Origin of the sequence: Chitinophaga pinensis (assembly GCF_007896845.1) — a bacterium.
GTDB classification, from domain to species: Bacteria; Bacteroidota; Bacteroidia; order Chitinophagales; family Chitinophagaceae; genus Chitinophaga; species Chitinophaga pinensis_C.
On sequence record NZ_VOHS01000004.1, the window covers coordinates 50,097 to 73,276 of the forward strand.

A 23,180-nucleotide genomic window follows, 5' to 3' on the forward strand; every position below is an offset into this window, starting at 1 on the left:
TATGAAGATACGACTTTTTTCAGCTTCGGTACAGGAATGTGACCAAAGGGACACAATAAGTGATAAAAAACAAAACCCCGGACATTGTCCGGGGTTTCATTTTCTATTTTTAGTCAATCACTACGAAATGTAATTAAGCAGTCACGGCTTTGTTAACCAGTGCAGCAGCTTCACTCAGGAGGATAGCTGACTGTACTTTCAGACCACTTTCTTCGATCAGTTTCTTCGCTTCTTCTGCGTTTGTACCCTGCAGACGAACGATAATCGGAACTTTGATATCACCAATAGACTGATAAGCGTCGATTACACCCTGTGCAACACGGTCGCAACGAACGATACCACCGAAGATGTTGATCAGGATCGCTTTCACCTTAGGATCTTTCAGGATGATACGGAAACCTGCTTCTACGGTCTGTGCGTTTGCAGTACCTCCTACGTCCAGGAAGTTAGCAGGTTCACCGCCGCTCAGTTTGATCATATCCATGGTAGCCATTGCCAGACCGGCGCCGTTTACCATACAACCTACGTTACCATCCAGTTTCACGTAGTTCAGGTTGAATTTACCTGCTTCTACTTCAGTTGGATCTTCTTCATTAATATCACGCAGAGCTTCCAGATCAGCATGACGCATCAGTGCGTTATCATCCAGGTTCAGTTTACAGTCAACCGCGATGATTTTATCGTCGCTGGTTTTGAACAGTGGGTTGATTTCCAGCATGGCAGCGTCCAGACCAACGTATGCATTGTACAGGTTGGTAACGAATTTCACCATGTTTTTGAAAGCTTCACCGCTCAGACCGAAGTTGAAAGCTATCTTCCTTGCCTGAAACGGCTGGAGGGTAGTGTTTGGCTGTACCAGTTCTTTGAAGATCTTGTCAGGAGTGTTGTGTGCAACTTCTTCGATATCCATACCACCTTCTGTAGAGTACATGATCACGTTCTGACCTTTTGCACGATCCAGCAGGATAGACAGATAGAATTCTTTTATTGGGTTAGGGCCAGGGTAGTACACGTCCTGTGCTACCAGCACCTTGTTAACTAATTTTCCAGCTTCTCCGGTCTGGATGGTAACCAGTACGCCACCCAGGATGTTACCGGCAATGGTTTTCACATCTTCCGCATTTTTACCTACAGCCACACCTCTCTGCTCTTTACCACGGATGGTACCTTTACCACGTCCACCGGCGTGTATCTGCGCCTTTACGACTGCAAACTCATTGCCATACTGCACTTTAAGTTGCTTATAAGCTTCAGCTGCCGCTTCAGGGGTATCTACCGGAATCCCTTCCTGTACCGGTACGTTATATTTCTTCAACAGTTCTTTAGCCTGGTATTCATGTAAGTTCATCTGATAAAAATTTGGCGCTAAAATAGGTCATTATGATTTAAATATAAAACCTCAGTGTTTTGTGAATTAAAAATAACTTTGCGCAACCTGTTTTAAAGACAATAAATCAATGAGTGATCTCTTACAACAAATAGCTGCAGCTGCGGAATTTATCCGTAAATCATGGTCCGGTACCCCTGAAGTGGGCATTATTTTAGGCAGTGGACTGGGTAACCTGACCAGTGATATCACTGACAGCGTTGAAATTCCTTATGAGCAGATCCCACATTTTCCTTCTTCCTCAGTGGAAGGGCATAAAGGCCGCCTGATACTGGGTAACATGAATGGTCGCCCCGTAGTGGCAATGGCCGGTCGTTTCCATTTTTATGAAGGGCTGTCTATGCAGCAGGTCACCTTCCCGGTAAGGGTAATGAAAGCCCTCGGTGTACATACGCTGTTGGTTTCCAATGCCGCCGGTGGTATGAATAAGGCATTTAACGTAGGAGATCTGATGATCATCCGCGATCATATCAATCTGCAGCCGGAGCATCCGCTGCGTGGCCCCAACAACAATACACTGGGTCCCCGTTTTCCGGATATGAGCGAACCATATTCCAAAGCGCTGATTGCCAAAGCAAAAGAAATTGCAGCCGCCAATAGTATTCCGGTACATACCGGCGTTTATGTAGGTGTACAGGGACCTACCTTTGAGACAAGGGCTGAATATATGTATATGCACATCATCGGTGGAGACGCCGTTGGTATGAGCACCGTTCCTGAAGTGATCGTTGCCATCCATAGCGGAATGAAAGTTTTTGCAATGAGTGTTATTACTGATATCGGTATCCGTGAAGAGGAAAATGTGATCACCCACGAAGAAGTACTGGAAGCTGCCAATGCAGCTGAACCGAAATTAACCCTTATTTTCAGGGAGCTGATCAAGGTTATATAAATTGCTTGTATTAGCTTGCAGCCCTTCCCACGGGAATACCCGGGGTAAGCTGGACACGTCCGTTTGAAACAAATGTTCACAGACGCGTAGTTGTGCCGGTTTCAAATGTATCAATACCAATAAGTTAAGAAGCTCGAAGCAGGAAATTATATCATAGGATGAGGTCATTTATTTTAATATGTTGTTTGCTGGTGACCGCGCAATGCGTAATGGCGCAGTTTCAACGTTTCGGTAATATGGGTGGAGGCGGCGGTGGCGCAGCACAGCGTGATACCGGTAGTCATACGCATGAACCGGATACGATTACGATCACCTACCGCTTACTGGGGGAGCCGACAGACTATAAGCTGGACTCCTCAATAGCCGACTTCAGCTCGTCCTACATGCATGTACCTGCCAGCTACGTAATGTTAGGTAACAGCGGTGCACCTGCCCGTAATATCCTGTTTACACCTTTTATGAAGGCAGGCTTCGATCCCGGCTTCCATACATTTGATGTCTACGGCTTCAATCACCAGAATGCCCGTATCTATTCTACGACCAAGCCTTACTCGGAATTATCCTATCTGGTAGGTAGTCAGCAGGAACAGAATATCGGCGTACTCCACACACAGAACCGTACCGACCGTTTCAATTTCGGTTTCGAATACAATAAGAAATATGCGCCGGGTTATTTCCGTTCGCAGGCCACCAACCATGATATCTATCGGGTGACCGGCCGCTTCAACAGTAAAAACAAGCGCTACAATGCTTACCTCAGCTATTTCTATAATAAGATCAATAACGGTGAGAACGGGGGGCTGCGCGTAGCAGACTCCATACTGGACAATCCAAGATATAGTCAGCGTAAGACAATTGACGTGAACCTTGGTAACTATGCATCTACCTCTTCAGGTCTCTTCAATACTACCTTACCGGTAAAGACCACCAATAAGCAGTCCGGATTCATGTTCGTACAGCAGTATGACTGGGGTAAAGGTGATACCGTGCATGTAAACGATACAACCGATTATTATAAGTTTGATCCGTTTTTCCGTGTACAGTATACGTTTAAGGTAGATAATAACAGCCTCGCTTATCTGGATGGACAGCCCGATACCGCGTTCTACACCAGACAATACGGCTGGGCATTCAACGGCGATACTGTCAGGGCCCTGCATGAATGGCGTACGATCTCCAATGATGTGTCTCTGATACAGTTCCCGCTCCGTGGCAATCAGGGACACTTTATCAGTGCCGGTGCGCGTTACGAAAATATCCGCGGTACTTTTCTGGACGCCAATATCAGTTTCAACAACATGGTGTTGCACGGCGAATACCGTAATAAAACGCGTAACCAGAAATGGGACCTGTCCGCCAAAGGTGAGTTTTATCTGGCTGGCCGGAACTCCGGAGACTATAATGTAAGTGGTATGCTGAGCCGTTACCTGAATGAAACACTGGGTAATGTGCATCTCTTTTTCAGTAATACCAACCGTGAAGCATCTTATATCTATAAATATTTCAGCAGCTCATACGACAGCTGGTATAATACCACACTTGGAAAGGAAAACATCACCCTCCTGCAGTTTGCCGCTGATAATAAGAAGCTAAAGTATAACCTGGCGGTAAACTATTACCTGATGGAAAACTATACCTACTTCTCAAACTATTATACCAGTACGCAGGCACCGGCACTCTTTAACCTGCTGCAGGTGGTCTTAAGTAAGCATTTCCGGTACAAACACTACAACTGGTACGCGGAATTCGCATTCCAGCAGGTACACGGAGACGGCAGAATCAATGTCCCTGCCATCTGGACACGTCACCGTCTGGCCTACGAGAATAAGCTGTTCAATAACCTGAACCTGATGACTGGTATCGAGGCGAAGTATAACACGTCCTATTATGCAGATGATTACTCTCCGGTGATTGGTCAATTTGTGTATCAGACTACCCAACGGGTGAAATACTATGCGCCTGATCTGGCAGCATTTGTACACTTCCGTATCAAATCACTGTCGGCATTTATCAGGGGAGAAAATCTCAATACGTTTTTCGCAACAAACAACTTTGCCGGACCTTCTTACCCATACAATAACTTCACATTCAGACTGGGTTTGCGCTGGTGGTTTATCAATTAACCAGTTATTAACCAATGGCCGTGATTGTTATTTTCTAACGCTGTAAAGTGTTTTAAATCATATTGTTATATTTCTGTTAAGTAAACCGTTTTACTACTACTTAAGCTGGTAGATTTGTTCCGGACTGCAACCTTCTGGCGCACGATTTGTTTAAGTTTGTATAAAGCATTTTAACATGAAGGCCTTTACAGTAGTTTACAACACAGACAGGTATATGGTGAAACCTTTGAACGGTCATTCCCCTCGTTTCCGGGTTAATGTCAACGGACAGGAAGTTATCTTTGAACACGATATGGACGGCCATATCCGGGCAGAGGCAAACAAGGTGGCCAGCATGTCATTATTACTTGCGATAGCTGACAAAATAGAAGAGAGCGCAGGTATGTAGCAAATCTGGCAGAAATTGCTATTTTTGCGATTGTTATTCATGAAGAGAATCATTACCATATTACTAGTTTTCCTGTATATCACGCTCACCAGTGGCTTCACGGTGAACGCGCATTACTGTATGGGTAAACTGGCTTCTCTGGATCTGATTTCTCATGCGGATGATCTGTGCAACAAATGCAGCAAGCCCGGTAAAAAAGGCAAATGCTGCAAAGAAGAGGCGAAGTTTTGTAAAGCAGACGTTTCTTCTCATCAGATTGCAAAAGCACAACAGAGCTCTGAGCCTGCTGTGAAGGATCTTAGTCTGCCGGTAATTATCGTACCGGTTCCTGCCATCAGTAACACGCAACCTATCGCTTACTACAGTCACGGTCCCCCCGACTGTAAAGCCATACCCCTGTATATTCAATACTGCACTTATCTGATCTGATTTGTATATCGCGTTAACCGATACTTATCTGCTATGCCCATAGCAGCGTTTGTCATTTATTATCCGATTACAAATTACAGATCATGAAATCATTACTTGCTATTATATTGCTGGCCATCGGCCTTCAGACTTCTTCTTCTGCACAGATTAAAAAGGCTTCTTTACAGGCTGCAGGACTGACCTGCGCCATGTGTTCACGTGCTACCATGGAAGCGCTTAAAACCCTTCCTTTTGTTGATAAGATAGACACAGATCTGAACAACACCACCTTCCTGCTTTCTTTCAAGACCGGTGCTGATGTGAATATCGATCAGATTAAAGCGAAGGTGGAAGATGCCGGTTTCTCTGTAGGAAAACTGGTACTGACAGCTTCTTTTGATAAAGTAGCTGTTGAAAAGGATGCACATATCAAATATGCCGGTGCTACTTTCCATTTCATCAATGCAAAAAATCAGGTATTGTCAGGTGATCAGCAGATAACCGTGATAGACAAAGACTTTGTCTCCGCCAAACAATTCAAAAAGTTCAGTACACAGACAACCATGCCTTGTTACCAGACAGGCGTTATGGCAAGCTGCTGTAAAATGGAAGGTCATTCCGCTCCTGAACGCATTTATCACGTTACTATCTGATTCACCGGGAACCGATTCCCGCAATACTTGTAAATGAGAAGATTCTTATTCTTTATCGTCCTCCTTATGCCCGCATTTTTGCATGCACAGGAACTGTATGTCTCCACAGAACCCGCCAGTAATATGGCTGCTCATTCATTTGGATTCCGTGTTACCAACCGTTTCTTTAAAATGGAGCATGAAGGGGTGACTGGTATGCGTATCGAGCCGGAACTGATGTGGGGCATTTCTAAAAAACTCATGGTGCATGTGGTCGGACTGGCCTCTAATCAGATGCAACCTTCCCTCAGACTGGAAGGAGGAAGTGTCTATGCTAAATACCGTTTCCTGTCCAATGATGATGTGCAGTCGCATTTCCGTATGGCCGCTTATGTTAAAGGTTCGGTGATAGATAACCCTTTTGTGCCTGTTATGCGTGAAGGTGCCGCAAAACCTTATGACAATCAGGAGCTGGACCTTGAAGGGGGGGCCTCCGGAGTAGCAGGTGGGATTATTGCTACACAGCTGATTCATAAACTGGCTGTTTCTGCAACAGTAGGATATAACAGATTCCTGAATAATACAAAGGACAACTTACCGGATTATTTATCTGCTAACGCCGTTAACTACAGTCTTTCAGCTGGTTACCTGCTTTTCCCACGTAGTTACCGTAGTTATGATCAGACAAATTTGAACCTTTATATAGAATTTTTAGGAAAGGCAAATACGGACGCAGTCAGCCGGAATCAGTATCTGGACGTGGCTCCGGCCATTCAGCTGATCTTTAACAGCTCTACCCGTCTGGATTTTTCTTACCGTACAGAATTATTTGGTGATATGTCTCGCAATGTATTTAATACCTTTACATTACGGTTCGAGCACAATATTTTCAATATTTCAACAAAACGAAAATGAAGAAGGCAGTTATAACAGTCCTGAGATTACTCCAGTCACTGTTTGTGAAGAAGAATTGTTGTAAATAACTATTCCAATCTATTTAGTAAAGTTGTTGTTCTTCCGGAGGGCAGGCGAAAGCCTGCCCTTTCTGTTTATTGCTGAAACTGGCTCGGCAATTGCTAACGTTAAACAATATATTTTCTGAATTTGTATATAGCATTATATATCTTTAACCATTGTTTTGACGCCAATGAAGTATAGTTTTCTAAGGGACAATCTATTTTTTGTAGTTGTATTGTTTTCATTGTTTGCCTGCCAGAGAAAGCGGGTGCTCCGGGAAAGAGAAATTGTAGGGGACATACGTCAGTTAAGTGAAGTTATACCGGAAAATATTACAGAACGTCTTGAGTATATTGCTGATAATCAGGATGTCATGGAGGATAGTGTACCTGCTCTCCGGAGTGGGGCGCTGAACTATTTTTATCAGCAGAATAACAACAATCCTGTATGGTCATCTAATGGCGTATTGGATGGTCAGGCTGACTCCATGTATTACTATGTGATGCATGCAGATGAATCAGGATTGCTGCCGGCTGATTATCACAGCGTAGCTTTGGATGAAGCGATGAAGCATATCCGTGAAGACGCCAATGCTAAAAAGGATGCAACACTCTGGGCACAGGTAGATCTGCTGATGACGGACGCTTTTATGAAAATGGCTACGCATCTGCGTTTTGGTACAGGGCCGAGAGATAGCATCACTTTGCGGAAGGATTCTGTGTATTCAGATACCCTGCTGGCCAATTATCTCAACTCCGCATTACACCAGCATATTATCGGTGCTACCCTGCGGGCGCAGGAGCCGCAGCATCACGGTTACCAGTTATTAAAATCGGCGTGGACCAACTTCAAAGGCAAATACAGCGAAATGAAGTGGGACTCTTTGCCCCTTTCCTATACAGACACTCCTGCCTACCGCCAGTTGCTGATCAACCGTTTGGCACAAAGTGGGCATCTGGATACATCCGGTGGTCATAGTACGGATACTTCCCTGCTGAAAAAGGGAATCAGGGCTTTCCAGAAAGAATTTAATATGTATGAGGACGGACAGGCAGGCAAAAAGACAGTTCAGACGATGAACAAGACCTTTGCCGATTGGGAAGTACAGGTTGCCCTCAATATGGATCGCTGGCGTAAACTACCCGATACCCTGCCGCAACGATATATTATGGTCAATGTGCCCGGTTACCGTATGGAATTGGTGGATAGCGGCACTGTGGCCGTAACATCCAAAGTGATTGTTGGTGCTCCCCGTACCCGCACTCCACTGCTCAACTCCCGCATGACCAATTTCGTGATGTATCCCTACTGGCGAGTACCTTTCAGCATTACTATCAAAGAGATGCTGCCTGCCATCAAGAAAGATCGCGCTTATCTGGCAAAAAAGAACCTCGAAATCATCGACTCACATGGTAATGCAATAAGTCCGGATAGCGTGAAATGGAGTAAGCTGAGTAAGAACTATTTCCCTTATGTACTCCGTCAGATGGATGGTATTGAAAACTCACTGGGTATCATGAAGTTCAATTTCATGAACAAATATGCCGTTTATCTGCACGATACCAATGCCCGTGGGTTGTTTGCCAATTCTTACCGCGCATTGAGTCACGGCTGTGTACGTGTACAGCAATGGGACAGTCTCTCGATGTACCTGACCAAAGATGATACCCGTCATCCGAGGGATAGCATGCGCAGATGGTTGGCCAATGGTGACAAGAAACAGATCGATATCCAGCATTCCGTGCCTATCTACTTCAGGTATTTTACAGCAGAAGGACGCGATGGACGTCTGATATTGCACGAAGATATCTATGGAGAGGACAGGATGTTGCGGAAACAGATGAAGCGATAGGGATCTTTGATTTTCGTACCTTTGTGAGATGTCAGATCATCTCTCAGTAGCGGAAAAGGTAAGGGCCGGAATGCCGGTTTTTCATAATAACACACCTCCGGATGTGAATGTGGCCTATTATGAGGTATCGGGTGCACCGATTTCCCTGCCTTATCACCGGAGAGATTATTTCAAAATCTGGATCATCATAGGTGAAAGTAAGCTCCATTTTGCTGACAGAACTGTGCAAATCAGCAAAGATCAGCCTGCGATTATATTTTCCAATCCTTTAGTGCCTTATTCTTTTGAAACGGAAGATGAAAACCGTTGTGGATACTGGTGTGTATTTACAGAGCAATTCTTAAAAACCGGAGAGCGGACTGAAAGTTTACAAGAGTCACCGCTGTTCAGAGTAGGAGGGGATAACGTCTTCTTTCCCGATAAGGAGCAGCTGATCACTTTCCGTGGATTATTTGACAGAATGGTCGCCGAAGCGGCATCAGAATATGTGTATAAATACGATATCATCAGGAATTATATCCAGCTTATCACGCACGAGGCTATGAAGATGCAGCCAGCGCTTAACGGTGCGAGGCATCGGAATGCCAATGAAAGGATTGCATCGCTGTTTATTGAATTGCTGGAAAGGCAGTTCCCGATTGAGTCTCCCCAGCGTACGCTTGCGCTCAGAAGAGCCGGCGATTATGCTGCTGCGCTGTCTATACATGTCAATCATCTTAATTTCGCTGTGAAGGAGGTAACGGGAAAGTCCACGACTACTCATATCACAGACCGGCTCCTGAATGAGGCGAAGGCATTGCTGAAGCATACCGACTGGAGTATCGCTGATATCGGGTATAGCCTCGGATTTGAGTATCCGAATCACTTTAATAATTTCTTCAAAAAGAATGTCGGAATGACCCCATTGGGAGTGAGAAAATAATGTGCAGCTGCCCTTTATCCTCGTATCAAGTCCACCTTTGGTGTGGGTCAGGTGCCCCTTATCTTCATATCAAGTCCACCTCAGGTGCGGGTCAAATGCCCCTTATCTTCATATCAAGTCCACCTCAGGAGAGTGTCAAATGCCCCTTATATTCGTATCAAGTCCACCTCAGGTGCGGGTCAGATGCCCCTTATCTTCATATCAAGTCCCCCTCAGGTGTGGGGCAGGTGCCCCTTATCTTCATATCAAGTCCACCTCAGGTGCGGGTCAAATGCCCCTTATCTTCGTATCAAGTCCACCTCAGGTGCGGGTCAGGTGCCCCTTATCTTCATATCAAGTCCACCTTTGGTGCGGGTCAAATGCCCCTTATCTTCGTATCAAGTCCACCTCAGGTGCGGGTCAGGTGCCCCTTATCTTCGTATCAAGTCCACCTCAGGTGAGTGTCAGATGCCCCTTATCTTCATATCAAGTCTACCTCAGGTGAGTGTCAGGCCCCCTTGTCTTCGAATCAGCTCCACCTTCAATTCCCTTCAAACTTATTATTCCCTTAAACATATCTACCTCTCCGGTATTCCTGACTCCTGATTGATGTACATCGATCATTTCTTTGAATTTCGTACTTATTTCTTTGACGCCGGCTCTTTTACCATCCCTCCTCCGGATACCTTTGCACCATCAATCACTTTAATCATATCACATGCAATACAAGGTATTAGGCAACTCCGGATTAATAGTCTCCACACTATGTCTGGGTACCATGACTTTCGGCGGAAAAGGAAAGGGTGTTTACGAAATGGTCGGTACATTGGAACAACCTGCTGTAGACGAACAGATACAACGTGCTGTAGATGCAGGTGTCAATTTTATAGACACTGCTAATATATATGCAGAAGGAAGATCAGAAGAACTGACCGGACAAGCTATCCGGAATCTCGGGCTGAAACGTGACGATCTGGTGCTTGCTACGAAAGTCTGTGCGCCTGCCGGTAAAGGTGTGAATGATCAGGGGCTATCCCGTAAACATATCATGCAGCAGGTAGAAGCGAGTCTGAAACGCCTGCAGACCGACTATATCGATCTGTATCAGGCGCATAACTGGGATCCGCTGGTACCTTTGGAGGAGACATTAAGAGCAATGGATGACCTGATCAGCAGCGGTAAAGTGCGGTATATCGGTGGTAGCAATCACATGGCCTGGTACATGATGAAGGCACTGGCTGTTTCTGATAAACATGGTTTGCATAGTTATATTTCTATGCAATCACACTATTCCATTGCAACACGGGAGCTGGAAAGGGACGTGATTCCTGCCTTGCTGGACCAGAAAGTGGGACTGATGGTATGGAGTCCGCTTTGCGCAGGACTGCTGAGTGGTAAATACCAGCGAAATGGGGAGACGACAGAAGCTGGCCGTTATCATCATCATTCTTTTATTCCGGTGGATACGGAACGTGCATTTAATATACTGGATGTATTGCATGTAATGGCGGCAGACAAAGGTACTACCGTTGCACAACTGGCTCTTGCGTGGCTGTTACACCAACCGGCGGTGACCAGTGTAATTATCGGGGCTAATAAGATGTCTCAACTGGAAGATAATCTGGGCGCAACGGCTGTTAAGCTGACAACAGAAGAGTTAAAACAACTGGATGAAGTCAGCAAACTGGCAGTAGAATACCCGGGTTGGATTGCATACAGGAGAGATCGCGGATAAGCATATATCCTGTTACTTATAAAGCATCTTGTTGGCTGTAAGTAATAAGCATGACAGGGTACACACGATATATGAAAATGGCGGCATGTAATGAGGGAATGTTTGCCTGATGTAATTAACAGATCTCTTGCAGGAACTAGGTTGAAACTGAAACACCACTGAGATAAACAGCAAAAAAGAAGGGCCTTGCATGTGCAAGGCCCTTTGCTTATATCAGTATTACGTACGTGTACTTACTTTTTCAGTTTTGCTTTCAGAGCATTATCCAGTTCCTGCAGGAACTCTTCTGTGTAAAGATAATGTTTTCCGTGCTCAACTTTGTTGCCGTGAATACAAACAGCCAGATCTTTTGTCATTTTGCCGCTTTCAACAACTTCCACACAAACAGCTTCCAGTGCATGACAGAAGTCGATCAGTTCCTGATTTTTATCCAGACGACCACGGAATTCCAGACCACGGGTCCATGCGAAGATGGAAGCGATCGGGTTAGTGGAAGTAGGTTTACCAGCCTGATGATCACGATAGTGACGGGTTACAGTACCGTGAGCAGCTTCAGCTTCCATTACGGAACCATCAGGAGTGATCAGGGTAGAGGTCATCAGACCCAGTGAACCGAAACCTTGTGCTACGGTGTCAGACTGTACGTCACCATCGTAGTTCTTACAAGCCCAAACGAAGTTACCGTTCCATTTTAGTGCGCTGGCAACCATGTCATCAATCAGACGGTGCTCATAAGTCAGGCCTGCTTTCTGGAATTCAGCTTTGAATTCGTTCTGGTAGATTTCTTCGAAAATATCTTTGAAACGACCATCATATTTTTTCAGGATGGTGTTTTTGGTGCTCAGGTAAAGCGGCCATTTTTTCATCAGTGCCTGGTTGAAACATGCACGTGCGAATCCTTTGATAGACTCGTCAGTGTTGTACATCGCCAGAGCAACGCCATCGCCTTTGAAGTTGAATACTTCGTGTTCGATAACTTCTCCGTTTTCGCCTTCGAACTTGATGGTCAGTTTACCTTTACCTTTTGTTACGAAGTCAGTTGCACGGTACTGGTCACCGAAAGCGTGACGACCGATACAGATAGGAGCAGTCCAGTTAGGCACCAGACGAGGTACATTCTGGGTTACGATTGGCTCACGGAATACAGTACCGTCCAGGATGTTACGGATAGTACCGTTTGGAGATTTCCACATCTGTTTCAGGTTGAATTCCTTTACGCGCTCTTCATCTGGAGTGATGGTTGCACATTTGATACCAACGCCGATTTCCCTGATCGCATTAGCTGCATCGATGGTCACCTGATCGTTTGTAGCGTCACGGTGTTCCATGCCAAGGTCATAGTATTTGATATCAACTTCCAGGTAAGGAAGGATCAGTTTATCTTTAATGAATTTCCAGATGATTCGTGTCATTTCATCCCCATCCAGTTCAACCACCGGGTTGGCGACTTTGATTTTTTCTGCCATTTCGACTTTGATTTTTAATTAGATACGAGTGTTCATGTGATAATCGTGAAATATACGATAACCGGTCATAATTTACAAGTTCCGCTTTCCTAAGCGGGGGCAGACAGCATTTCTTTTACAAAAAAATGAATGATCTATCTGTCAACCAACGCTTTGAAAAGCGGAACTAGCTATGTTGTGTAACCGGTAGGGTTACAGGTGCTTGATGATTTCATCTGCAAACTCGCTGGTTTTCACCAGTGTAGCATCGTCCATCAGCTTGTAGAAGTCGATCGTCACACGTTTACGTGCAATCGCAGTGCTGAGGCCGTGTACAATGATATCGGCAGCTTCTTTCCAGCCCATGTATTCCAGCATCATTACACCACTCAGTATAACGGAGCTAGGGTTCATAGTATTTGTGTTAGCGAAGCGTGGTGCAGTACCGTGGGTTGCTTCAAACACAGCGTGACCGGTCAGGTAGTTAATGTTAGCGCCCGGAGCGATACCGATACCTCCTACAGCTGCAGCAAGTGCATCAGAGATATAGTCACCGTTCAGGTTCAGGGTAGCTACCACAGAGTAGTCCTGTGGTGCCAGCAGAATCTGCTGCAGGAAGTTATCCGCGATAACGTCTTTTACGATCAGTTTTTTATGCGCAATGGCTACATTCAGTTCTTTATTCGCTTCGTCTTCGCCGCTTGCTTTTTTGGTGGCTTCCCACTGTTCCCAGGTATATACCTGTTCACCGAACTCGCGTGCTGCCAGTTCATAGCCCCAGTTCTTGAAGCCACCTTCGGTGAATTTCATGATATTACCCTTGTGTACCAGAGTCAGGGAAGGCAGTTTCTGCTCGATGGCATATTTCAATGCAGCACGAACCAGTCTTTCAGTACCTTCTTTGGACACTGGTTTGATACCCAGGGAAGAAGTTTCAGGGAAACGGATCTTCTTAACACCCATTTCGTTCTGCAGGAAGTTCAGCAGCTTTTCAGCCTCTGGCGTTCCATACATGTATTCTATACCGGCATAAATATCTTCTGTATTCTCACGGAAGATCACCATGTCAACCTTTTCCGGATGTTTTACAGGAGAAGGTACTTTATCAAACCAACGTACAGGGCGTACACAGGCATACAGATCCAGTTCCTGGCGCATTGCCACGTTCAGGGAACGGATACCGCCACCTACCGGAGTAGATAAAGGTCCTTTAATGGAAACCAGGTATTCTTTGAATGCTTCCAGCGTTGCTTTTGGCAGCCATTCACCTGTCTGCTGGAATGCTTTTTCTCCAGCCAGCACTTCTTTCCATTCTATCTTTCTTTTTCCACCATAGGCCTTTTCAACAGCGGCGTCAAACACACGCACACTTGCCTGCCAGATATCGGGTCCAATTCCGTCACCTTCAATAAAAGGAATAATCGGTTCATTGGGCACCTGTAACTGGCCATTGGTCATTGATATTTTTTCTGCCGGCATAAAACAGTTTCTTTACGAGTTTCGTAATTTATATTAATCGAGCGCAAAGGTACGGAATAACACACATCTTATGGGCTACTATCTATGTTCAATGCTCTTTTTCTTATTTTTGGGAGCAAAAAATGAGCAAATCCCTATGACACCGGGTAATCATCCTTCCAAGGATACTTCTATCAACCAATTTACTTATCTCGCCCTTGGCGACAGCTATACTATTGGCGAAAGCGTACCTGAAAATGAACGTTTTCCCAATCAGACTGCCAGACTGCTGGCCGCAGAAGGAATTTCCCTCGCAGCTCCCCGTATTATTGCCAAAACCGGCTGGACTACTGATGAGCTGGAAGCAGCTATTGCAGAAGCGCAGGTCACCGACACCTTCAGTATCGTAACCCTCCTGATCGGGGTCAATAATCAGTACCGTGGTCGTAGTGTGGCCGAATACAAGACCGAATTCACCCGCCTGCTTAAACAGGCTATCCACTTCGCTGCCGATCATTCAGACAGGGTAGTGGTGCTCTCCATCCCTGACTGGGGCGCCGTTCCTTTTGCAGAAGGTCGTGACAGACAGCAGATTGCAGAAGAAATAGACGCCTTTAATGCGGTTAACAAAAGCGTTTCAAAAAAGTTTAAAGTGCACTATCTGGACATTACCGCCGATACCCGCAAAGCACAACAGGACCCTGCTCTGGTAGCCAGCGACGGTCTACATTATTCCGCTAAGGGAATGGCTGTCTGGGCCGGTAAATTAGCCGGTGTAATGCGCAGCATCCTGCAATAATCTTTTTTACCGGCTTTTTCCTGCCTTTTACCGGAACTCTTCAACCTGTTGCCTAAATAGGCTTCGGGAACCCACGCCGGCATCCTAAGTTTGTATCGTAAATGTTAAACATCATATGGACAACCAGGAATATACAAAAGGAGATAGCTGGACAAGTGAACGGCAGCAGCGTAAGGCAGAAAGACGTCTTCGTCGCATCCAAAGGAAAAGCGAGAACAGGGAAGGTAGCAGAATCAACAAAGGATTAATTTTCATACTTATCGGTCTGTTTCTTTTCTTAAGAAGCCTTGACCTGGCAATGCCTGAATGGGTATTCTCGTGGCAGTTGCTGCTGATCGTGATCGGTAGTATCCTGCTGGCAGCCAGTAAGTTTAAAAACTGGGGTGGCCTGATTGTAATGCTGGTAGGTATCGTCTTCTTCGCTAAAGACTACCTGATGCTGAGTTATGACCTGACCCGCTTTATATGGCCTGCCATCTTCGTGATCGTTGGGCTGGCCATCCTCTTCGGTAAACGTCAGGAGTCTTCTATGAAAAAAGACCTGCGTGTCATGCCACCAATGACCTCCTCAGAAGATTTTATAGCATCCAATGTTATATTCAGCGGAGAAAACAGAGCCGTTGTTTCTAAAGAATTCAAAGGCGCCAATGTCACCGCTATCTTTGGTGGTGCTGATTATAACCTCATCCAGTCCGATTTCAAAGACAGAGTCGAATTTGAAGTAACCTGCATCTTCGGTGGCGTGGAAATCATCCTGCCTACCAACTGGGATGTACGTATCGAAATGGATACCATCATCATGGGCGGCGTAACCGACAAACGTCCGGTAGAACTCCTCTCTAATGCCAGCAACTCCGAAAAGATCTTCGTACTGAAAGGTACCTGCATCTTCGGTGGCGTGGAGATCAGAAACTATGTCTGATCAACGGCTGACTAACTTTTATTTCACCTTTTTAATTATAGATTTTATGCAGTGGTTTGTAGCTAAAATCGTTTATCAGATCATCAGCGGTAATGGTGATCATACCCCTCAATTTGACGAGCAGTTAAGACTGATCAGTGCCGATACAAGAGAAGATGCATGGAGACGTGCCTGCCAGATCGGTGTACAGGAACAATACGCATTCAAAAACCAAAGACAGGAAATGGTAGAATGGCGCTTTATCAATGTGCCGGAAGTAAATAATCTTTCTTCACTGGACGATGGTATGGAGCTTTACTCCCGTATCGAAGAACCGGAAGATGCCAATGCTTATATTTCCTGGCTGCAGGTGAAGGCCGCTCACCTGAAAGGACCCAGCCTGATCGATAAACGCGCCTGATTATTTCATTCTTATTCCGTACTCCTTGGCAAATCATCTACTGGCAAATAAATCATTCAGATGGACCTTGATAGTGGCTACCTACGTCGCGACCGTCGTACAGGCTTATCTGCTGATATGCTGGTTCAACATCAGCGATAGTATCGCATGGACAGACAGCGTTATACACAATGTTACGCTTGCATTGACGGGAGTGGGCGTTTGTTTCAGCTTGTCGCATTACAGACCGGCAAAAGGTAAATATATCTTCCTGCTGATCTACTGCTCGGTGCTGACCTTTATGTGGGCAGGTGGTTGTTATTGGATCATGAACGAAATGTTTGCATCCACGCCTTATTATCAGCACTGGTTATTCTTCGCAATTCCCATCAGATTTATCATGGGATGGCTGATCGTCATCTTCATCGGAATGAAAACACTGATGTGGTATGATCTGGCAGAACAGGAACAGGAGCTGGCGCGTAAAGAAGCCATAGAACGTATGGCAAGAGAAGCAGAGCTGTTCAAACTGAGACAACAATTGCAGCCACACTTCCTGTTCAACAGTCTGAACTCTATCAATGCACTGATCGCATTGCGTCCGCAACAGGCAAGAGAAATGGTATTGAAGCTGAGCGATTTTCTGCGTGGTACATTGAAACGTGAAGACCAGCAATGGATACTGTTACCTGAAGAAATGCAGTATCTGCAATTATATCTTGACATAGAAAAAGTCCGCTTCGGGCATCGCTTGTCTACCGACATCACTGCCGAAGACAACGCCGGAACACTTAAGGTGCCGCCTATGCTGCTGCAACCAGTAGTGGAAAACGCCATCAAATACGGACTATACGATACTACAGACGCTATCACGATTGCTATCAATGCATGGCAGTCAGATGATATGCTTCATATACAGGTGCAGAATCCTTTTGATCCCGAACTGCAGGCTCCTGCAGGCACCGGCTTCGGACTCGCATCTATCCAGCGCAGACTTTACCTGCTCTTCGGAAGACAGGATCTGCTGGAAACAAATAAAAACGGAAACATTTTTACCACCCTGATTAAAGTGCCGCAACTATATGATAAAAGCAGTAATAATTGATGATGAACCCCTGGCGCGTGAGATTGTAAAAGAATATCTTCAGTCCTTCTCTCAGATACAACTGATGCAGGAGTGCGGAGATGGTTTTGAAGGATTGAAAGCCATACAGCAGCAACAGCCCGATATCATTTTTCTTGACGTACAGATGCCAAAGATCAATGGCTTTGAAATGCTGGAACTCGTAGAATCATTGCCCGCGGTTATATTCACCACTGCTTTTGAAGAACATGCGATCCGCGCATTTGAGGTGAATGCAATAGACTATCTGCTGAAGCCATTTTCAAAAGAGCGTTTCGATAAAGCAGTTTCCAAATGGCTGGACCGCCGTGTAGCAGATGAAATGCAGCAGACCGCCGCTTTACTGGATACAGCAGGCGCTTCTCCTATCCAGAGTAACAGGATCGTTGTAAAGATCAATGGTAAGATTAAGATCATTCCTGTACAGGATATACATTATCTTGAAGCAGCAGATGATTATGTAAAGATCGTTACGCCGGAAGGTACTTTTCTCAAAAATAAAACAATGCAGTTCTTTGAGAAATCGCTGGACCCGCAACAGTTTGCACGCGTACACCGCTCTTATATGCTGAATGTAAATCAGGTAACGCGTATTGAGCCATATGAAAAAGAGAATCATCTGGCTATATTAAAATCAGGCGCAAAAGTGCCGGTTAGCAAGACAGGCTATCCCAGACTGAAAGCCTCACTGGGATTGTAAGATATATTGCTTTTTTCAGGAGAAGAGGGAAGGATCTTAATAGTCTTTCCCTTTCTTTTTGGGGTAAGAATGAGAATGATAGCCGTCATTGCTATCTCTTGCAATAAGCCATTGTTATAAAACAACAGAGGCGCTCCAATGACCGGAGCGCCTCTATCGTTTTATAATCAATAATCAGAAAAATAAGGTGCTATCGTTCCAATGCTTAATCCTTAATTTTCAATGCTTAATTTCTCTATTGCACCACCAGCACAGGTATCCTCACCTTATGTCTCACCTGATTGGTTGTTTCTCCATAGATCCAGTCTTTAATACCTGTATGTCCATGTCCGCCAAGAATCAGGAAATCAGCCTTTTCTTCTTTTACGATACGCACAATTTCTTCTGCACGATGACGGTAACCCAATAAGCCTTTCGCGCGTAAATTTCTGGCACGTAACAGGCTGATATAAGCATCCATCTGCTCCTTGTCCTTTCTCGTTTCAAAGTCATCGGATTCTCCTCCAAGGTATCTCGCAGAAGCACTTTCCACAATATGGATCAGTAAGTATTCTGTCTGCGGATTACCATGCGCCAGTGCATTGGAGATGATCTTTTCATCATCCTTACTGAAGTCAAGGGCCAGGGCAATACGCTGATATACGGGAGGCTGAATATCACCCAGTGCAAAGTCAGGCGTTGTATGAATACCGGCAGATGCTTTCTGCTGATACCGGCTGATGAGTGGATATGCAACTGTGATAGCAATCAGCACAAGGAAGCCAATACCCGCGGTAATAATCAGAATATCCACCAGAATATTACCATTGCCTTCAATGTATTTGGCTGCTTCTGTAAACACCATGCGGGTATTGAGGTATACCAGTACAGCAGTGATGATCCAGCTGATAATTTTTACGGGTGTATTGACTGCATAGCTTCCCATTGTCTTTTTATCACTTACAAAGTGAATCAGCGGGATGATGGCAAAGCCTAACTGCAGACTTAATAACACCTGACTGAACACCAGCAGTTCGCCTACTTTTTCCGGACCCGCCAGCATGATCACCAGCAGTGCAGGTACAATGGCAAGGAGTCGGGTGAGCAGACGACGCAACCACGGATTGATGCGAAGACGTAAGTAACCTTCCATGACGATCTGACCAGCCAGTGTACCTGTTACGGTAGAGCTTTGTCCGGCGGCAATCAGGGCTATGGCAAATAAGGCAGGCGCCCATTTATTCCCCAGCAATCCTTCCAGCAACTGATGTGCATCCTGTATTTCGGCAATATCAGTACGGCCGGTTTTAAAGAATACAGCAGCAGCCAGTATCAGGATGGCTGCATTCACAAAGAAAGCAAGATTCAGCGCAACAGCACTGTCGATAAAGTTTAGTTTCAAAGCCTGTCTGATGCCCTGTTCATCCCGTTTTATCTTACGGGTCTGTACCAGTGCGGAGTGCAGGTACAGGTTATGTGGCATCACAGTAGCACCGATAATACCGATAGCGATATAAAGGGCTGTATTGTCAGGAATGACCGGTTTAAAGCCCGTTACGACTTCACTTAATACAGGCTTGGCCATGAACAGCTCTACAAGGAAAGAGATCCCTACAATGGCTACCAATGCGATTATAAAGGCTTCCATTTTCCGGATACCGTAACGCTGTAATACCAGTAGCAGGAAAGTATCAAATACGGTGATGCTGACACCCCATTCCAGTGGCAGGCCGGTCAGCAGTTGGATACCGATAGCCATACCCAGTACTTCTGCAAGGTCTGTAGCTGCAATGGCAATTTCGGCCAGTATATAAAGTATGAAATTAACGCCCGCGGGATAGGTTTCCCGGTTAGCCTGTGCAAGATCCCGTCCTCTTACGATACCCAGCCGGGCGCTGAGTGTCTGTAACAGCAGGGCCATGAGATTACTCATAAGCAGCACCCAGAGCAGGGTGTAGCCATACTGACTGCCACCTGCGAGATCGGTTGCCCAGTTGCCCGGGTCCATATAACCTACGCTGACAAGATAGGCAGGTCCGAAGAAAGAGAGCAGTTTACGCCAGCGATTAGTGCTGGGAACGGTAGTATCTACGCTTTGATGAACTTCGCCTAACGAAGTGTGCTGATGATTCATATTTTAGCTGTTGTGCAGTCTGCTGGCCGGTCACCCGGTAATATACCGGTAGTGCAGGTTGAATTTTTTAGTCTGTCCCCATGTATGCCGGTGGGCTGTAGGCGGCCGCTACGGACTGCGTTATATCGGTTTGACCATTATATTTTTTGACACCTGTTCACTGATAGTGAAGGCAGGCTGGTTACGTATTTTTAGTTCGATGGAATTGTCAAATTCGTAACGCTCTATGACGTCAAGTTGCGTGCCTAAGCGGATGCCTTTGGCGTTCAGGAACTCCAGTAATGCGGTTGATTTATCAGAAACAGCCACGACTTCCAGTCGTTTGGATCTGGCTTTATCAAGCGGTGTTTGCGGACGCGGCTTACCCATTTTACCCTGTGCATCAGGAATAGGATCACCATGAGGATCTATCTGCGGATTACCCAGAAATTCGCTGAGACGGTTGATGAGTTTCTCACTACGTACATGTTCCAGTTCTTCTGCCAGTTCATGTACCTCTTCCCAGCTGAATGATAATTTATCTACCAGAAAACATTCCCAGAGGCGATGCCTCCGGATGATATTCAGTGCCGCTTTTTTACCATCTGGGGTCAGGTTGATACCCTGATATTTTTCGTAGGAAATAAGCTTCTTTTCCTTCAGCTTCTTTGCCATATCTGTTACAGACGCCGGCTTGGTTTCCAGTTCGCCGGCAAGGGCATTTGTACTTACCGCTTCCTGTCCTTCTTCCTCCAGTTTATAAATCGACTTAATGTAGTTCTCCTCAGCAATCGTCAAATTCATCATTCCTTAAAATAAAGTTTAGGTAAATCTAAATAAATAATGCCACAAATGCAAACGCAACGCTTCTGGTGGGGTCCTTATTTTGATCATATCATTTTTTTCTCTAACTTTTCGGCCGTAATAAACAAGCATATACGCATGAATAAGCTAGTATTAGCCCTGTTGACTATCGGTCTGATGGCCGGATGTGGTTCAAAAAAGAACAAATCAGGTAAGGATGACTTCACATTTGAAGACTTCCGTCACTTGTTTGCAGAGGCTAAACTGCCTTATAAACTGGCACCGGAAGATCTGGCAAATAAAAAATCAGATACCAGCAGTATTTCTCCGGAAGTATTGAAGCAGTTTCTGACCGATACTTTGGGTAAATCAGATTTCCCGGATGGAACGGCGTTGAAGTTTTACCCTGTAGCCGCTGTTGATGGTGCTGCTGTTAATTACTTTGTGGTAAAAGCAGTGGGTAAATCAGCCACTACAGCTTATATATGCTTTCTGGATAAAAAAGGTCATTACCTGAATCGCCTGCCTGCAGGGAAGGTGGCTGATAAAAGTGAGGTGTTTTATTTTTCAATAGATACCCGTCAGGTCATCAAGGTGACCAATGAGCGGGAACTGGAACCGGGTCGCAGATCTACCCGTGAAGATTTCTTTGGTGTATCTGACAATGGCAGTACGACTCTGATCATGACCAATACTACCGGCGATCCGGGAGCTGGTCAGCTGTTCAATCCGATCGATACACTGAAAGCGACACACAAACTCTCCGGTGATTATGTAAGCGGTGAAAATAGTCTGGTGTCTGTGCGCGATGGCGATGATCCTAAGTCTTTCCTGTTCTTTATTTCTTTCTCTAATAAGACAGGCTGTAAAGGTGAGTTATCCGGTACCGGTCATTTCACGGGTGCTAACAAAGGAGAGTATAAGGATAAAGAGACTGACTGCGGTATTGCATTTCAGTTTGCTTCAGGTAGGGTGAGTATCAAAGAGATCGGAGGTTGTGGCGCTTACAGGGGCGTGCGTTGTTTCTTTGAAGGCAGTTACGCAAAGAAAAAAGCAAAGTAAGTACAGATTAGTATAGAAACAGACTCCGCTTTGTACCAACAGGGCGGAGTTTTTTATTGGGCTTGTCTGATGATGCGGAGGAATTCTTTTCTTGGTATCATACCGGCGCCCAGTGAAGCCAGATGGTCGGAATATACCTGACAGTCAATCAGGGTGATGCCTTTGCCGGCTGCATATTGTACAAAGGTGATAAAGGCCGCTTTAGAGGCATTGCTGACAAGTGAGAACATTGATTCACCGAAGAAGCTGGTTCCCAGCTGAATACCATAAAACCCACCTACCAGTTTGTCTTCCTGCCAGCATTCTACCGAATGTGCATAACCTGCTTCATGTAAAGAAATATAGGCTTTCTCCACATCACGGGTGATCCAGGTGCCGTTCTGTCCGGGACGGGGAACCTTTCTGCAACCGGCTATAACCGCAGGGAAGTTTTTATTCACCGTAATAGTGAATATGCCCTTTTTCAGCACTTGTTTCATGCTGGCGGATATCTTCAGATCTTTAGGAAATAATACGAATCTGGGGTCAGGACTCCACCAGAGGATAGGTGGTTCGTCATACCAGGGAAAGATGCCTTCACTATAGGCGAGCAGTAAGCGCTCTTCGGATAAGTCTCCGCCATAGGCCAGCAATCCATCCGGCTCAGCCAGATCGACAGGCGGGAAAATCAAATCTTCAGAAAGCTCAAATACAGGCATTATCCTTCTACCGCTTCTTCAAGGGTAGCGCTGATGCCTCTGTCCAGCAGGGCTTCGCACATCGGGCGAAGGCGGGTGAATTCGCCCTGCTTTACGGCATACTTACCGTTGTGGTGAATGATCAGAGCGCATTGTTCAGCCTGTTCCTGAGTATGGTCGCATACTTCGATCAGGGACTGTATCACCCAGTCAAATGTATTAACCTCATCATTCCAAACGATAAGGCTGAAGGGAAACTGTTCGTCTTCAGCTACCAATACGTCTTCCCATTCTTGAATCTTCGTGCCTGTTTGATTACGCTGGCTCATAATCCGGTAAAAACTTTCCACAAAACTACGCTTAATAATCGTTAAATTAAATAGGAATGTTTTCATGCGTCGTGGTGTAAATGAATATGAAAATCACATATTTAACATTATCAGT

At 45.4% G+C, this 23,180-nt stretch carries 22 protein-coding genes; 15 read left to right on the forward strand and 7 right to left on the reverse strand.

The window, feature by feature from the left end; genetic code table 11:
* Positions 1-133: 133 nt before the first annotated feature.
* Positions 134-1,348: an ADP-forming succinate--CoA ligase subunit beta gene (gene sucC / locus FEF09_RS05160; protein WP_146304130.1), complete on the reverse strand. Its 1,215-nt coding sequence runs from the start codon at positions 1,346-1,348 to the stop codon at positions 134-136.
* 109 nt (positions 1,349-1,457) lie between these two features.
* Here sucC and FEF09_RS05165 point away from each other — a divergent pair, with 109 nt between their 5' ends.
* The 9 genes from FEF09_RS05165 (at position 1,458) to FEF09_RS05205 (ending at position 11,275) form a co-directional block, all read left to right on the forward strand.
* Positions 1,458-2,279, forward strand: a complete 822-nt coding sequence (locus FEF09_RS05165) for a purine-nucleoside phosphorylase (protein ID WP_012794168.1) — start codon at positions 1,458-1,460, stop codon at positions 2,277-2,279.
* Positions 2,280-2,470: 191 nt separating this feature from the next.
* The gene (locus FEF09_RS05170) at positions 2,471-4,402 is read left to right on the forward strand and encodes a putative porin (RefSeq protein ID WP_186774199.1); all 1,932 of its coding nucleotides are present in this window, start codon (positions 2,471-2,473) and stop codon (positions 4,400-4,402) included.
* A 175-nt stretch (positions 4,403-4,577) separates the two neighbouring features.
* Entirely contained in the window at positions 4,578-4,790 is a 213-nt protein-coding gene (locus tag FEF09_RS05175) for a hypothetical protein (protein WP_146304132.1), read from the forward strand.
* A 39-nt stretch (positions 4,791-4,829) separates the two neighbouring features.
* On the forward strand, positions 4,830-5,219 hold the full coding sequence (locus FEF09_RS05180) for an HYC_CC_PP family protein (RefSeq protein ID WP_146304133.1): 390 nt from the start codon (positions 4,830-4,832) through the stop codon (positions 5,217-5,219).
* A gap of 83 nt (positions 5,220-5,302) precedes the next feature.
* On the forward strand, positions 5,303-5,851 hold the full coding sequence (locus tag FEF09_RS05185) for a heavy-metal-associated domain-containing protein (protein WP_146304134.1): 549 nt from the start codon (positions 5,303-5,305) through the stop codon (positions 5,849-5,851).
* A gap of 66 nt (positions 5,852-5,917) precedes the next feature.
* Positions 5,918-6,745 carry a transporter gene (locus tag FEF09_RS05190; protein ID WP_146304135.1) on the forward strand — a complete coding sequence of 276 codons (828 nt, stop codon included), beginning with the start codon at positions 5,918-5,920 and terminating at the stop codon, positions 6,743-6,745.
* 232 nt (positions 6,746-6,977) lie between these two features.
* A complete protein-coding gene (locus tag FEF09_RS05195) occupies positions 6,978-8,639 on the forward strand; it encodes a murein L,D-transpeptidase (RefSeq protein WP_146304136.1) in 1,662 nt (553 codons plus the stop codon).
* Positions 8,640-8,667: 28 nt separating this feature from the next.
* Entirely contained in the window at positions 8,668-9,561 is an 894-nt protein-coding gene (locus tag FEF09_RS05200) for an AraC family transcriptional regulator (protein ID WP_261387337.1), read from the forward strand.
* Between the two features lie 697 nt (positions 9,562-10,258).
* Positions 10,259-11,275, forward strand: coding sequence for an aldo/keto reductase (locus tag FEF09_RS05205; RefSeq protein ID WP_146304137.1), 1,017 nt, complete (start codon positions 10,259-10,261; stop codon positions 11,273-11,275).
* 233 nt (positions 11,276-11,508) lie between these two features.
* Here the strand turns inward: FEF09_RS05205 and FEF09_RS05210 are convergent, their stop codons facing one another.
* On the reverse strand, positions 11,509-12,741 hold the full coding sequence (locus FEF09_RS05210; RefSeq protein ID WP_146304138.1) for an NADP-dependent isocitrate dehydrogenase: 1,233 nt from the start codon (positions 12,739-12,741) through the stop codon (positions 11,509-11,511).
* Between the two features lie 192 nt (positions 12,742-12,933).
* Positions 12,934-14,199 carry an NADP-dependent isocitrate dehydrogenase gene (gene icd / locus FEF09_RS05215; protein ID WP_012794158.1) on the reverse strand — a complete coding sequence of 422 codons (1,266 nt, stop codon included), beginning with the start codon at positions 14,197-14,199 and terminating at the stop codon, positions 12,934-12,936.
* A 136-nt stretch (positions 14,200-14,335) separates the two neighbouring features.
* On the opposite strand from icd, the gene FEF09_RS05220 reads away from it, so the two are divergent.
* From FEF09_RS05220 to FEF09_RS05240, 5 genes are all read left to right on the forward strand, one after another.
* Positions 14,336-14,977, forward strand: a complete 642-nt coding sequence (locus tag FEF09_RS05220) for an SGNH/GDSL hydrolase family protein (RefSeq protein WP_261387338.1) — start codon at positions 14,336-14,338, stop codon at positions 14,975-14,977.
* A 115-nt stretch (positions 14,978-15,092) separates the two neighbouring features.
* Positions 15,093-15,899: a LiaF transmembrane domain-containing protein gene (locus tag FEF09_RS05225; protein ID WP_146304140.1), complete on the forward strand. Its 807-nt coding sequence runs from the start codon at positions 15,093-15,095 to the stop codon at positions 15,897-15,899.
* Positions 15,900-15,945: 46 nt separating this feature from the next.
* Positions 15,946-16,299 (forward strand): DUF4288 domain-containing protein, encoded by a 354-nt coding sequence (locus FEF09_RS05230; protein WP_146304141.1) that lies wholly within the window; start codon positions 15,946-15,948, stop codon positions 16,297-16,299.
* 25 nt (positions 16,300-16,324) lie between these two features.
* On the forward strand, positions 16,325-17,383 hold the full coding sequence (locus FEF09_RS05235) for a sensor histidine kinase (protein ID WP_222596923.1): 1,059 nt from the start codon (positions 16,325-16,327) through the stop codon (positions 17,381-17,383).
* Positions 17,361-18,101 carry a LytR/AlgR family response regulator transcription factor gene (locus FEF09_RS05240; RefSeq protein ID WP_146304142.1) on the forward strand — a complete coding sequence of 247 codons (741 nt, stop codon included), beginning with the start codon at positions 17,361-17,363 and terminating at the stop codon, positions 18,099-18,101. Before FEF09_RS05235 ends, FEF09_RS05240 begins: the two co-directional genes overlap by 23 nt.
* Before the next feature lie 235 nt (positions 18,102-18,336).
* Here FEF09_RS05240 and FEF09_RS05245 read toward each other — a convergent pair whose 3' ends face one another.
* Together FEF09_RS05245 and FEF09_RS05250 are read right to left on the reverse strand one after the other, a co-directional pair.
* Positions 18,337-20,214: an Nramp family divalent metal transporter gene (locus FEF09_RS05245; protein WP_146304143.1), complete on the reverse strand. Its 1,878-nt coding sequence runs from the start codon at positions 20,212-20,214 to the stop codon at positions 18,337-18,339.
* Between the two features lie 120 nt (positions 20,215-20,334).
* Positions 20,335-21,000 (reverse strand): metal-dependent transcriptional regulator, encoded by a 666-nt coding sequence (locus tag FEF09_RS05250; RefSeq protein ID WP_146304144.1) that lies wholly within the window; start codon positions 20,998-21,000, stop codon positions 20,335-20,337.
* 135 nt (positions 21,001-21,135) lie between these two features.
* Here FEF09_RS05250 and FEF09_RS05255 point away from each other — a divergent pair, with 135 nt between their 5' ends.
* A complete protein-coding gene (locus tag FEF09_RS05255; RefSeq protein WP_146304145.1) occupies positions 21,136-22,059 on the forward strand; it encodes a hypothetical protein in 924 nt (307 codons plus the stop codon).
* Between the two features lie 53 nt (positions 22,060-22,112).
* On the opposite strand, the gene aat is transcribed toward FEF09_RS05255, so the two are convergent.
* Together aat and FEF09_RS05265 are read right to left on the reverse strand one after the other, a co-directional pair.
* Entirely contained in the window at positions 22,113-22,757 is a 645-nt protein-coding gene (gene aat / locus FEF09_RS05260; protein ID WP_146304146.1) for a leucyl/phenylalanyl-tRNA--protein transferase, read from the reverse strand.
* Entirely contained in the window at positions 22,757-23,131 is a 375-nt protein-coding gene (locus tag FEF09_RS05265) for an ATP-dependent Clp protease adaptor ClpS (protein WP_261387339.1), read from the reverse strand. Before FEF09_RS05265 ends, aat begins: the two co-directional genes overlap by 1 nt.
* Positions 23,132-23,180: the final 49 nt, after the last annotated feature.